A 13,083-nucleotide genomic window follows, 5' to 3' on the forward strand; every position below is an offset into this window, starting at 1 on the left:
TGTCGCATTGCGGTTCCCCAGGCCCGGCCCGCATCGCATGCGCTCAGCCGACGATCGCCTCGTAGAGGGAGAAGGCGGCCAGGGCCGCCATGACGGCCGCCGCGATCTTCGTGATGAGCTTCAGCGGCACGTACTTCATCAGCGTGCGGCCCCCCAGGATGCCGATGCCCGCGACCGCCCACAGGGCCAGGACGGCGCCGAGGCCGACGGAGATCGGGTTGTCGTAGCGCGCCGCGAGGTTCGCGGTCATGATCTGGGTCAGATCGCCGAACTCGGCCACCAGGATCAGCATGAAGCCCGCCCCCGAGACCTTCCAGAAGGACTGGTCGGCGGGCGGCTTGACCTCTTCGTCATCGTCGTTCTTCTTCAGGAGCAGCATGGCCGCGCCCGCGAGGAAGAGGACGCCGACGACGGCCTGGACCAGCCGGTGCGGCAGGAGCGTCAGCACGCTGCCGGCGGCGATGGCGAGCGCCACGTGCACGGCGAAGGCGGCGGCCACACCCGCGAAGACGTAGGAGGCGCGGTAGCGGGTGCCGAGCATCAGACCGGCGAGGGCCGTCTTGTCGGGGAGTTCGGCGAGGAAGACGACGCCGAAGGCGATGGCCATGACGGTGAAGCTGAACACGGAGTGGAACCTCGATCGGTCGGGCAGGGCGCCATCGAACCGAGAGACCTGGGGTGTTTCAGGGGTCGCTTCGGCACGGCGGCGCCCTGGGTTGCGTACACGCGTGACGCGATCACGCGCGCCACACGAACAGGACACTGCGGCCGAAGGTCTCGCTGGCAGCCCGCTGACGCGGTCTGCCTCCGGGCGCCGGCTGGTGTGACCCAGCAGTATGTCGACGGTCCGGCGAAGAGCTACTCCCCTTCTGCTCCGTCCAGGGTACGTGACGACCTCCGCGCCCCGAAGCGGCCCGGAATGTGAGCTTGGCCCCACCTTGATCCCCACGTTGATACCCACCCGGTACACACCCTGATACGCCCGCGCCCGTCCCCCACGCCCGGAACCTCAACTTCCGTTTGAATCCCGGGCTTTGGACGCCTTGATGTGACGTGCCCATGTCGGCAACCTGTCACCTGGTGCCCGTCCCCGCGACACCTGGCGCCGCCACCATGGCCGCGCCCCGCCGGGGTCGAACGGCCACCACCCCCCGCATCAGGGAGCCCCTCATGGCCCTCATATCCACCCGCAGGTCCGCCGTCTCCGCCGTCTACGCGCGTCGAGTCGGTCGGCTGGGCGTCCTCGCCTCCGCCGTCGCGCTCGCCTCCCTCACCTCGCTCGTGAACGCCCCCGCCGCCCTCGCCTCCCCGCCCACCCCCATCAGCGCGGCCGCCGCCCGCTCCTACCTGGCCGGCGTCACGCCGACGGCCGAGGGCTCCCTCAGCGGCTACAGCCGCACCCTCTTCCCGCACTGGAGCACGGTCTCGGGCACCTGCAACACCCGCGAGACCGTCCTCAAGCGGGACGGCGTGAACGTCGTCACCGACTCCTCCTGCGCCGCCACCAGCGGCAGCTGGTACTCCGAGTACGACGGCGCCACCTGGACCGCCGCCTCCGACGTCGACATCGACCACCTCGTCCCGCTCGCCGAGGCCTGGCGCTCGGGAGCCTCCTCCTGGACCACCGCGCGGCGTCAGCAGCTCGCGAACGACCTCACGCGCCCGCAGCTCATCGCCGTCACCGACAACGTCAACCAGGCCAAGGGCGACCTCGACCCCGGCAAGTGGCTGCCGTCGCGCACCTCGTACCGCTGCACGTACGCCCGCATGTGGGTGCAGGTCAAGCAGTACTACGGCCTCACCATGGACTCCGGCGAGAAGACGGCCCTGGTCAACATCCTCAACGGCTGCTGACGCGCCGGCGGCCCCCGCCGCCGACCGGCCCCGGAGTTTCACCCTCCCTCTCCCCCGCCAGGGGGAGGCAGGCTCCCCTCCCACCCCGTACCGTGATCGAAAGGGCTGTTGAGGAGGGGGAGTTGGATGGCCGGACTGCGTCTTGGGCCACTGCTGCGCTACGTCGACTGGGACACGGGCGGTCGCGCCACCGTATGGGTGGAGGCCGACCGCCCGTGCACGGCCGAAGTGCGCTGCGCCGACGAGGCGGGCGGCACCGCCCACACCTTCCAGATCGCCGGTCACCACTACGCGCTGATACCGGTCACGGGCCTGACGCCGGGCACCACCACCGCCTACGAGGTACTGCTCGACGGGACCCTGGTGTGGCCCGCCTCCGACTGCCGCTTCCCGCCGAGCACCATCACCACCCCGGCGGTGGGCGGCGGCCCCGGCCGGCCGACCCCCGGGCCGCGCATCACGTTCGGCTCCTGCCGCCAGGCCGCGCCCCCGGCCGACCGGCGCGGACCGCACGGCGTCGACGCCCTCGACACCCTCGCGGCCCGGCTCGCCGCCGAGCCGGGCGCCCCGCGACCGGACGTCCTGCTGCTGCTCGGCGACCAGGTCTACGCCGACCACCTGTCCCGCGAGACCAGACGGTGGCTGGCGGCCCGCCGCGACCTGCGGGAGGCGCCGGGCGCGCAGGTCGCGGACTACGAGGAGTACACCCGCCTCTACGACGAGTCCTGGCTCGATCCCGAGATCCGCTGGCTGCTGTCGACGGTGCCGAGCCTGCACATGTTCGACGACCACGACGTCATCGACGACTGGAACACGAGCGCCGCCTGGCTGGCCGAGATGCGGGCGACGCCGTGGTGGTCGGAGCGGATCCTCAGCGGGCTGATGTCGTACTGGGTGTACCAACACCTCGGCAACCTCTCCCCCGACGAACTCGACTCCGACCCCTTGTACGCGGCGGTCCGCTCCACCCCGGACGGCACGGACGCGCTGCGCGCCTTCGCCGCCGCGGCGGACGCCGATCCGAGCTGCGTGCGCTGGAGTTACCGGCGCGACTTCGGGCGCACGCGGCTGCTGATGGTCGACACCCGGGCCGCCCGGGTGCTGGCCGAAGGCGACCGGGCCATGCTCGACCCGGCCGAGTGGCTCTGGCTCCGGGAGAACGCGCTCGCGGGCCACGGCGGATACGACCACCTGCTGATCGGCTCCTCCCTGCCGTGGCTGATGCCGCCGCTGATCCATGACGCCGAGGTGTGGAACGCCGCGCTGTGCCGGGGCGATCGGGGGCCGCGGTGGGCGCGGATCGGGGAGGACCTGCGGCGGCGCAGCGATCTGGAGCACTGGGCGGCGTTCCCGACGTCGTTCGCGGCGTTGAGCGACCTGATCGAGGAGGTGGGGACGGGCCCGAGAGCCCCGGCGACGGTTTGCGTCCTGTCCGGGGACGTACACCACGCGTATGTGGCCGAGCCCCGAATACCCAGTACCGCCCGGGTGTTCCAGCTGACCTGTTCCCCGGTGCACAACTCCATCCACACGGCGGTCAAGTGGGGCTTCCGGCTGGGCTGGTCACGGCTGGGCCGCTGGCTGGGGCGCGGCTTCTCCCGCCACGGGCGGACGGGCCGGCCGCCGCTGAGCTGGCGGCGTACGGACGGCCCGTGGTTCGGCAACCAGCTGATGACGCTGGCCCTGACGGGCCGTGAAGCCCGGCTGCGCCTGGACCAGGCACGACGGCGCGGATCGAGGGCGCGGCTGGTCACGGTCCTGGACCGGGAGCTGACCGAAGCGGAGTAGGGCGGGGTGGGGGGTGGGGGTCGACTCCGCCGGGCGTACGCTGTATGGCTGTCAAGCCGCCCCTGCCGCTCCCCGCGACGACGCGGCGCTTCGGACTGGGGAGTCCCGCCTTGCTTGAGACTCTGGGGTCGCTGACCGCGAGCCCCTGGATCTACGCCGTGGTGGCGCTGTCCATCCTGCTCGACGTGTTCCTGCCGGTGCTGCCGAGCGGGGTCCTGGTCATCACCGCGGCGGCCACGGCGGCCGCCACCGCCGGGACGACCGCGCCGGTTCCGAACACCATGGCGCTGCTGGTCATCGCCGCGTCCTCGTCGGTCCTGGGCGACATGGCGGCGTACCGGCTGGCCCGGCACGGCGGCGCGCGACTGGACCGCGTCATCGCCCGCTCGCGCCGGCTGACCCGGGCCCACGAACGCCTCGGTACGGCGCTGGCGCGCGGCGGCGGCGCCCTCGTCGTCCTGGCCCGCTTCGCCCCGGCCGGCCGCTCGGTGGTGTCGCTGGGCGCGGGCAAGACCCGGCGCACGGTGCGCGAGTTCCTGCCCTGGTCGGTCCTGGCCGGGATCACGTGGGCGAGCTACAGCGTGGCCCTGGGCTACTTCGGCACCCAGTGGCTGGGGGCGACCTGGCTGGGCCCGGCCGTCTCCCTGATCGCCCTCTTCGCAGCGGGCTCCCTGGCCGCCTACCTCATCCGCCGCCCCCCACCCACCCCCACACCGGCCACCTGACCCACCCGCTGCCCCGACCGCACGCCTACCCCGCCCACCAACCGGCGCGAGCGCCCAACGGCCGCCACGTCACTCGCCGACCGACGCGGATCCCCGACCGGCACCTCCCGTCCTGGCGACCGACAACCGGCGGCTGAGCCGGGTCGATCCCCCGCCGCCGGCCCGAGTCGCCCGCCGACCGGCGCGGATCCCCGGCACTGCCACGCCCCGGCCCCCGGCAGCCACCCGGATCGCCCGGGTGGGTCAGTGTGGTCACCCGTTCACCCGGCAGCGATCGCCGTCCGCCGGCAGGGCTTCTAGCGTCCAGAGCACGGCACGCAACCGAATCCGCGTCACATCCGTGCCCTGGCCGCGTCGTTTCGAGGAGCCCGAGGAGTCATCTCCATGTCCCCCACGCGCTACCGGCACCGCCTGACAGGGATCGCCGCCGCGACACTCGTCGTCGCGGCCGTCACCCCCGCCACCCTGGCCTCCGCCGCCCCGTCCGCCTCCGTCTCGCCCGGCACCGTCGCCCCCGGAGGCCGCGTCAGCCTCAACGTCACGGGCTGCGGCACCAAGACCGGCCGGGCCTCCTCCGCCCTCTTCGGCGACGTCTGGCTGACCCCGGGCAACCTGGAGGCCACCAACCTCTTCGGCTCCGCCACCGTCTCCCGCAACGCCGCCACCGGCACGTACCCCGTCACCTTCGAGTGCGGCGGCACCGGCGGCCAGCGCGTCACCGTCTCGCTCCAGGTCTCCCCCGGCGCCGCCCGCGGCGGCCTCGGCGGCAGCGTCGACTCGATGAGCCCGACCCAGATCGCCCTGGGCGGCTTCCTCACGGCCGGCGCCCTCGGCACCGGCGCCTGGCTCCTACGCCGCCGCACCGCATCCGCCCGCTGACGGCCCCCGCCCGCCGGACGGCCGGCCGCTCAGGCGGCGGGCACCCGCTGCCCCCGTACCTGAACCCCGTCGAGCAGCAGCCGGGTCGCCTCGGCGACGGCGTCCACCGCCGCCTCGAACACCTCCTGGTTGTGCGCGGCGGGCACCCGGAACCCGGACACCTTCCGTACGTACTGGAGCGCGGCCGCGCGGATCTCCTCCTCCGTGGCCTTCTCGGGGATGGCGGGCGGACGCAGCGTCTTAATGGAACGGCACATACCTCCACTATGGCGCGGCGGGCGGCAGCTCGGCCCCGGAAAGCTTCAGAATCAGTCCGGCTTGCAGCCGTCCCCGCAACAGCGGGTCGGTGATCTCCTCCAGCAGGCCGATCGCCTGCTGCGTGTTCTCGGCGGCCCGACGGTCCTCGCGCAGGGCGGCCGTCTGCGCCGCCATGTGCCGCAGGGCGACATCGGCCCGGCGGTGGAACAGCTGCCCGACGAGGGTGACGACCAGCCCGACGGAGCTGGTCACGACCCCGACGTACATGTCCCCCGCGCTCTCCGCCTTCCATACCGCGAGGGCGACCCCGAAGAGCAGGATGGCCGCGCCGGCCCCGGCGAAGCGCTGGCTGGTCGCGAAGCTGCTGCGCGCCTGGGCCAGCCCGTAGGCGTAGTACTCGACGAGGATCGGCGTGAAGTCGTCCCGCCGGTCCACCGGTTCGGCGTCGGCCCCGTGCCTGCCGGCGTCCAGGAACCGCGGATCCGCCGGCGCCGCCCCGGGGGCGGCGACCCCCACCCCCTCCAGCAGCCGCGCCCGCTCCTCGTCCCGACGCCGCTCGAACCGGACGCCGCGCAACCACTCCGCACCCACGAGCCCGGCGGCCGCCACCCCCGCCCCGACCCCGACCACCCACTCCCCGATCGCGACCATCCCGACCACCCCCCAAGAGGGCATCCCCACCCCACCACCCGAACAACCGCGCCTCTGATGCGGCCCCGTGCCCCGGAACCTAGACTGACGAAGACCCGAATTGCCCGGGATGAGGGAGTACGCACCATGGCCAAACGAGGAAACAAGCGCCGCGCCCGCAAGAAGAAGAAGGCCAACCACGGCAAGCGCCCCAACGCCTGACCGCCCGCGCTTCCGCCCACAGACACACAAAGGGCCCCCGACCGGATTCCCGGTCGGGGGCCTTTCACTGGTGGGCGCGGACGGTTTCGAACCGCCGACATCTGCTTTGTAAGCTCGCCCAGGCTCCTGACTCGGCAGGCGGGCACCTGGCCTCGACTGGCTTTCGGGACCGCTCGCGGCCGCTCACGTCCACCCTCGTTGATGTCACTCGCGGATGTCAGACACAAGGTCCGTGCGCGGCCTGTGCTCCCGTGCCCTCTTGCGCGGTCATCGCGCTGCCCGCACCGTGGGGAAAGTGCAGCTCGGCGTTTGACCACGCAGGGGGAGGGCGACGCATAGTGAGTTCTGCGACCCAATGGGCCACCACGACTTTCGGTGACGTAGCTAGCCGACTGGCCGAGACCATTCCGGCCTGCCTGGTCGAAGCTCATGCACGGGCGCGTCACGCCCACGAAGGCGTTCACACTCAGACCTTGGAGGCGTACGGCCACGGGCTCCACGCAGCGCAGTACGAGGCGCTCGCTGCTGGCCTGGCACCGTTCGACGGGGCGAGCTTCCGTCGGTTACAAGGCCGCACGGTGGCGATCATCGGCGGCAATGCGATCTACCCGATCCGCTACGCCAAGAAAGATGTCCCGGTCACGGAGGCGCGACTCCGGAAGGCCGTCGGCTTCCGCGCCGACCTCATTCGTCGCCACGGCCCGGAGCCGATGCAGCAAACACTCGACCTCGGCCTGGACGAGTTGGACGAGGAGCACGTCCATCCGGACTTGGCCCTCCTGTCGCCCGACATACGCCTGATCATCGTGGCCTACGCCTGTTCCATGGAGCGCGGCGTCATGCGAATCGAGTGGGGTTCGGCTGAGCTACGCCGGGATGACGGTTACCTCATCTGGCACCACCACGAGCCGCTCCACCCGCCGGCCGCTCCCCGCGCTGCCTAACCCGCTCCCCCTTGGGACCCCGACTCACGCCGGGGCCCCAAGGAGGCGTCAGCCCGCGTAGTCGTGGTAGTCACGGGGTCGTAGCCGTGGTTGCAGGCGGGGCAGAGGGTGAGGTCATCCGGGTCGTCGGAGTACGGGTTGAACCGTGCTGCCCTCGGGATCAGGACAGCGGTGCCGACCGGCAGCCACCACACCGGCTCTGCCATCCACGGTGGAAACTGGTCGCTATGCCACGCACGGCTCCCCAACTCGGCGGACGCCATGAGCTTGGGAATCACCGATCTTGTAGACGCCGCTTCTCGGGTGACCAGCGGAAATGGGTGCCCAGGGAGAACCTTGGGGCTCGCCCTGGCACCCGCCGTTGACCGCTGCTCCCTGCCCTGTCTGGCACGCGAGTCCTTCTGATCCGTAGCTCTAGCGAGATCGGTCACGTGAGGTCATACAGGCCGCCCGGAAGTCCCTGAGGGCCTGTACTGGGCGCTGCCGGTTGCTGGGGTTGCTGTACTTCGCTGCGGTACGGCAGCTGCCCGAGGGCTCCGGAGATGTAGTGGCATCGGGCCGTTCATCCCGGCTCCGCTGAGAGGCCGTTCAGCTCTCGGACCAGCCTGAGGCCCTTACGCGTCAGAGCCTCCGGCCGTATGTTCCCTCCTGACAGATACATGATAGGCGGGGGCATGTCAGGACAACTATTCACCTTGATCGGTGTGCTCGTCGGCGCGGTTGCGTCGTACATCGGTGGAGCCCTGACGGAGAGATCTCGGTGGCGGCGTCAACTTTCCACACGGTGGGACGAACGTCGCCTGGAGTGCTATCTCCGGTATGCCGACGCGGTCAAGAGGTTCACCTCGCTGGCAGGTCGTATGGCTGCAGGCAAGGGACTCTTCGACCTGCCCCAGCCACTCGCCAGGGAGGCCGGCCTGGAGCTGCTGGCCGAAGCTGAGCTTGAGCGTGGCTATGCGTTCGAAGCCGTGCTCCTTATGGGAGACGCGGAATCCATCTCGGCAGCCAGATCGCTACAGCGGCGCGCCTGGGTACTGGAACAGTTCGTTCGAGACATGCGCCCAGGTACGTCAGACGACTGGATGAGGGCGTTCCGGGAGTTTCAGGAGAAGCGTGATGAGTTCTACATTGCCGCACGCAACAGCCTCGGCGTCCATGCAGAGTTCCGGCTGCGATCCGAAGATCCAGCCATCCTCAGCCCGGACACCCGCCACTTGTAGCCACGTCTGGCCGGCGAACAGCACTCTTTCCAAGTCTGTTGGTGCAGGTCAGGGGCAGGCGCGGAAGCGTTCATCTGCGTTCATGGACGTGCCGGTGGCTCAGGCTGCTCGTGGCATGCACCGTGCTGAACGCCGCCGTACGAAGCTGAATGGGACGGAAACTGAGACGGGCGCTTCATGGGATGGCGGCGTCGATGTACGTGATCTGTGAAAGCTCGTCGCAACGCCTTCACTCTAAGTAGGCTGCCTGGCGTGTCGACTGCTGACGAGATGCCTGAGATCCCGGAACCAGACGCCGTCCCGCTGACTCGCTGGGAACGCGTGGGGGCGTCGATGGCGGGGGTTCTCTTGGCTGGAGCTGGAACGGTTGCGGTCTTCGTATCGAGCAACCAGGCAGGCTCTGTCGCGCTGCTTCTCGCCGGAGCCGTCCTCTTGATCATGGCTATCAACGGGTCACCTCTCACGCGTGCTCGGTACCAGGATTACGAGGTGCTGATGGCCCGTCGCAGACATGCGGTAGCGGAGACCATCGAGCAGGAGGCACCCCAGGATGCGCGCCAAGCCCTTCAAGTCTTGAGTGCTATCGATCCGAGGTCATCTAATGACCCGTTTGTTGCCCGAGTGTCGGGAGCCGTCTATGAGCGGGAGGTAGCAGAACGCCTTTCGGCGTTGCATCCCGGCTCAGTCCTCAGGGGCGGCTTGGGTGACAGCGGCATCGACATCGTCCTGCAGACCGCTTCTGCCCGGATCGGCGTAAACGTCAAGGAGGGTCGATCCGTTTTGACGACCGCTGTGCTCCGCGCCGCAGTGCAGGCCGCCGTTCAAGTTCGTGACCACCGGGTTGCTCCTATCGACGCGTTGCTGCTCGTCACCAATCGGCCGCTGCCGCAAGACGTCGCACGGCGGCTCAGGGAGGTGGCGAGCGCCGGCATACCTGTCGCTGTCGTGCGGTGGGTGGATGACCAGGACGATGACGCCCTTGAAGCCAAGGTGCAAGAGCTCACGTCGCGTATCAACCCGGCAAGCTGAAATCGCCTTCTCGAGCCCTGAGTGGCTCCCAGCCAGACGGCGCCAGCCACAGCGCGCCCCAGCTGTCATCCCGTCTGCCGTCGACCCACACGAAGTGATAGCGGGGCAGGCTTCTGGCGCCCAGGTGGAGCGCCCTACTGGACGAACGACCTGGGCCCCAGAATCCTGGTCTGCTATGGCTTGCCTGGGTCGACGGCAGACGGGATGACAGCTCCCCACCCCCACCACAAACCAACCTGCACCCGCTCGACCGGCCCCCGAAGCGCCGCGAGCTGCTCGCCAAGGTGGACCAGGGCGTGCCCGTGCCCACCCAGTCGGCCAAGCTCGCCGAGTGGCTGCCCTACTGGCTGGAGAACATCGTCCGGCCCCATCGCAAGCGCACGACCTTCGCCAAGTACGAGACCCATGTCCGGCTCTACCTGGTGCCGTTGCTCGGGAAGAAGCGGCTGGAGTCCCTGAGCGTCGCCGACGTGCGTCGGGCCCTGGTGCAGCTGCAGAAGCGGACCAGCGCGGCTCCAAGGAGTCGCACCGGGTGCTGCGGACCGCTGTCGCCGCTGCCTGCCGCGAGGAGCTCGTCAGCCGGAACGTCGTCTCCCTGGTCGAGCTCGGGGCGAGGCGTACGACGATGACCCCAAGGGGCGCCGCCGCCGACCCTCCCCCTGCCCGGGATCTGTGTCGCTCCCCTGCGCTGGCAGCGGATGAAGCAGGCCGCCATGAGGGAGGCCGCCGGGGAGAAGTGGGAGGAGACCGGCTACGTGTTCACCACCCGGACCGGACGGCCGATCGAGCCGCGGAACGTATACCGCTCCTTCACTCGAGTGGCCAAGGACGCCGGGATCCGAGTCGTCAGGTTGCACGACGCACGGCACGGGACCGCGACGCTGCTGACCGCCGCCGGCGTCCCGCCCAGGGTCGTGATGGAGATCCTCGGGCACTCGCAGATCGCCGTCACCATGAACGTCTACGCCCACGTCGTCCAGGACACCCAGCGCGAGGCGGTCGGGCACATGGACAGGCTACTCAGGACCCGGCACGGCCGTTCCTGACCGTCCCCGTTGATGTCAGATGTAGATGTCAAAGGCCCCCCGCCATGATCGGCGGGGGGCCTTCGCACTGGTGGGCGCGGACGGTTTCGAACCGCCGACATCTGCTTTGTAAGCTCGTCCGACAGGTTTTGAGCACTGGCGCCCAGCGTCTCGACTCCGGCGGGCACAGGTCCCCGAGGTACGCCAGGAACCTCGACCGTCCGACGGCGTTGCCGTCAAACGTTGCCGTCAGCCGTAGCCGACTCTCCCGTCTCGCCTCGACGGTCACGGCTCCGGAGGCCCCGTGCATCAAGCATGTTTCTGCAGTTCAGAGCCTATCGGGGTCATGCAGAGTCCCAGCGGTCCACGAATAGGCCGCGCGGGCTCACTTCTTATTCCGTAGCTTCCGCATCTTCGCTTCAGCTTCCTTCTTCTTTCGCTGCGCCACCCCGTAAGCGGTCCAAGCCCCCTGGTGCTTCGAGCACTGCCCGCTTCCGGTGATCGCCTTGTTCCGGCAGCGGCGACCATCCTGAGTTGCCGCCCCGCACAGCGGTTGCGTCACCTCGCCCCCCTTCATCGGCCCTCGTCGGCACCACGACGATGGCGCAGACAGTGGAACATGGAGAGGGCGCACAGGGGGTCGACCGAGGCTCAGGGGCGCACGCCCGCCCGCCAGACGGGTCGCCATGAGCTTGGGAATCCTGCGTGCGATCTCGCTCGTAGGTCCCTGACCTGATGGTTTCCGGGTTTCGGGAGTCGTGTCAGCCGTTGTGGCTTACCGCCGTTTACCGGGGTTGTCCGCCGCATGTGGCGCAGACGTGGTGCACGCTGATGCCGTGATCGCTGTGAGTCCTTCGGCGATCACGCGCATGTCCAGCACGACCACGTCGGCCCCGGCCAACGTGGTCTCTTTCTGAGGCTTGTTGGCGTAACCGATGATCCGTGTGCCGGCGGCTCGTGCCGCCTCGACGTCCGTCGTTGAGTCGCCGATCAGGACCGCGCTTTCGGGCGCCGCTCCCAGGGCCGCTGCGGCAACAAGGAGAGGGTGGGCGGAAGGCTTCATCAGGTCCGGCCGAAGCGCCGGGCGGCCGACGATGTCATCCACAAGGCTTAGGACATCGTGGATCGCCAGGAACTTCCTCACGCAATCGGCCGAGTTGTTGCTCACGACGGCAACGCGACGCTTCGAATCGCGTGCCGCGTGAAGAGCCTGGACAGCTCCGTCCACGGGCGCGCCTGCCGTGGCAACAGCCCGTACCTCCGCAGATGTGAGCGCTGCCTCGACGACGCGCAGAAGGGATTCGCCCCCTTCTTGTGAGAGGCGGTGTACCTCCATCGGGTCGTCGGTGGAACGCGCCCGACTCGCGAGGGCGGGCGCGTAAAGGGCGATGATGTCGGCCAGCTCACTCGCGACCTGGGGTGCGGGCAGTCCGCGGAACACGTCGCAGATCGGCCCGTCGAAGTCGAAGAAGACCGCGTCGACCGGACTCAGGAGATCACGCAAAGAATCAGTGGGTGTCTGCATCGAAGTCCCTCCCGATCGTCTCCCAGACGCTGTCGAACCACATTCGAGCTTGCTCGACCTGCTGAGCGCCGCCGGTCGAGTCGCCGTCATTGAGTGAGTGGTGGAACAAGATCGTGTCCTTGCCGACGAGGTCGAAGATCTCGATCGTCTCGCCCTGGGCAACCACCTTGTTCGGGCGGATCGGGTAGTAGCCGAAGAACGCATCCTCATTGTTGATCACGTAGAGCTTGAAGAACTGAGTGCCGCTGTGCACTCGCACGCTGACGCTGCTCTCTTGGACGAGCCCAAGGTGACTCAGCTCGCTTATGGCGTCGGAGATGCTGCGGGTGTAGCCGAGCATGATGTCGTGCATGCGGGCACGAAGCCGCGGGTCGTCGGCACAGTCCTCGCGCCGTACGGGCGCGGCCTGCGGTACGCCCATGTCCGGCACGAGGATGCGGATGCGGATGCTCGTGGGCGTGAGGCGCCCTACGCGGATCTTGTCTAGCGGCTCTTGCAGCGCGCCGTGAAGGGTCTCGCTGGAAAACCCAGCGAAATCGATCGTGACGTTCTTGCTGGCGAAGGCCTGCTCGACGTACGGCCGTAGCCCCGCCGGCCGCTCGGTGCGGTTCCGTACGTAGACCCCGCTGCCCTTCCGGGACACGACGAGCCCTTCGTCTTCGAGGTCCCGAAGTGCGCGCTGAATGGTCGCGCGGGCGAAGCCGTAGTGGTCGGTCAGCATCTTGTGGGACGGGAGCTTCTCTCCGGGGGCCAGCTTCCGCGTCCTGATGGCGGCGCCCAGATTGCGCGCCACCTGCTCGTAGGGCGGTCGGTCGTCGTCCGGGTCCAGGGCCTCAAGCGCATACGTCATGGCTCGATGCTACGTCCAACCTGACTATTTGGGCAGCTTGGCTATCCATGCATTGACGTGGCTATCCAGGATGGCTACGTTGTTCTCGTGCCCACCGGGCTAGCCAAGTTGGTCAGGCTGAACGGGAGAGCTGT

At 69.3% G+C, this 13,083-nt stretch carries 13 protein-coding genes and 1 pseudogene; 9 read left to right on the forward strand and 5 right to left on the reverse strand.

What is annotated here, in order from left to right:
- Positions 1–43: 43 nt before the first annotated feature.
- Entirely contained in the window at positions 44–625 is a 582-nt protein-coding gene (locus tag M4D82_RS10935; protein ID WP_249765865.1) for a TMEM165/GDT1 family protein, read from the reverse strand.
- A gap of 545 nt (positions 626–1,170) precedes the next feature.
- On the opposite strand from M4D82_RS10935, the gene M4D82_RS10940 reads away from it, so the two are divergent.
- From M4D82_RS10940 to M4D82_RS10955, 4 genes are all read left to right on the forward strand, one after another.
- Entirely contained in the window at positions 1,171–1,854 is a 684-nt protein-coding gene (locus M4D82_RS10940) for an HNH endonuclease family protein (protein WP_249765866.1), read from the forward strand.
- Positions 1,855–1,980: 126 nt separating this feature from the next.
- Entirely contained in the window at positions 1,981–3,642 is a 1,662-nt protein-coding gene (locus M4D82_RS10945) for an alkaline phosphatase D family protein (RefSeq protein ID WP_249765867.1), read from the forward strand.
- A 110-nt stretch (positions 3,643–3,752) separates the two neighbouring features.
- Positions 3,753–4,367, forward strand: coding sequence for a DedA family protein (locus tag M4D82_RS10950; RefSeq protein ID WP_249765868.1), 615 nt, complete (start codon positions 3,753–3,755; stop codon positions 4,365–4,367).
- A gap of 384 nt (positions 4,368–4,751) precedes the next feature.
- Positions 4,752–5,246 (forward strand): hypothetical protein, encoded by a 495-nt coding sequence (locus M4D82_RS10955; protein WP_249765869.1) that lies wholly within the window; start codon positions 4,752–4,754, stop codon positions 5,244–5,246.
- A 29-nt stretch (positions 5,247–5,275) separates the two neighbouring features.
- Here M4D82_RS10955 and M4D82_RS10960 read toward each other — a convergent pair whose 3' ends face one another.
- Complete coding sequence (locus M4D82_RS10960) at positions 5,276–5,503, reverse strand: DUF2277 domain-containing protein (RefSeq protein ID WP_249765870.1); 228 nt, start codon at positions 5,501–5,503, stop codon at positions 5,276–5,278.
- A gap of 7 nt (positions 5,504–5,510) precedes the next feature.
- Positions 5,511–6,179: a TRADD-N-associated membrane domain-containing protein gene (locus tag M4D82_RS10965; protein WP_249765871.1), complete on the reverse strand. Its 669-nt coding sequence runs from the start codon at positions 6,177–6,179 to the stop codon at positions 5,511–5,513.
- 102 nt (positions 6,180–6,281) lie between these two features.
- Between M4D82_RS10965 and M4D82_RS34580 the strand changes: the two genes are divergently transcribed.
- From M4D82_RS34580 to M4D82_RS10985, 5 genes and pseudogenes are all read left to right on the forward strand, one after another.
- Positions 6,282–6,356, forward strand: coding sequence for a 50S ribosomal protein bL37 (locus tag M4D82_RS34580; protein WP_100661309.1), 75 nt, complete (start codon positions 6,282–6,284; stop codon positions 6,354–6,356).
- A 473-nt stretch (positions 6,357–6,829) separates the two neighbouring features.
- Positions 6,830–7,300, forward strand: coding sequence for a hypothetical protein (locus tag M4D82_RS10970; RefSeq protein ID WP_349637054.1), 471 nt, complete (start codon positions 6,830–6,832; stop codon positions 7,298–7,300).
- 704 nt (positions 7,301–8,004) lie between these two features.
- Positions 8,005–8,520, forward strand: coding sequence for a hypothetical protein (locus tag M4D82_RS10975; protein WP_249765873.1), 516 nt, complete (start codon positions 8,005–8,007; stop codon positions 8,518–8,520).
- Between the two features lie 252 nt (positions 8,521–8,772).
- A complete protein-coding gene (locus M4D82_RS10980; RefSeq protein WP_249765874.1) occupies positions 8,773–9,549 on the forward strand; it encodes a hypothetical protein in 777 nt (258 codons plus the stop codon).
- 137 nt (positions 9,550–9,686) lie between these two features.
- Positions 9,687–10,595 (forward strand): annotated as a pseudogene (locus tag M4D82_RS10985) (tyrosine-type recombinase/integrase).
- Between the two features lie 754 nt (positions 10,596–11,349).
- On the opposite strand, the gene M4D82_RS10990 reads toward M4D82_RS10985, so the two are convergent.
- Complete coding sequence (locus tag M4D82_RS10990) at positions 11,350–12,099, reverse strand: HAD family hydrolase (protein WP_249765875.1); 750 nt, start codon at positions 12,097–12,099, stop codon at positions 11,350–11,352.
- Positions 12,083–12,949 carry a GntR family transcriptional regulator gene (locus M4D82_RS10995; RefSeq protein ID WP_249765876.1) on the reverse strand — a complete coding sequence of 289 codons (867 nt, stop codon included), beginning with the start codon at positions 12,947–12,949 and terminating at the stop codon, positions 12,083–12,085. Before M4D82_RS10995 ends, M4D82_RS10990 begins: the two co-directional genes overlap by 17 nt.
- Between the last annotated feature and the right edge of the window lie 134 nt (positions 12,950–13,083).

This window comes from Streptomyces sp. RerS4 (assembly GCF_023515955.1).
Classification (GTDB): domain Bacteria; phylum Actinomycetota; class Actinomycetes; order Streptomycetales; family Streptomycetaceae; genus Streptomyces.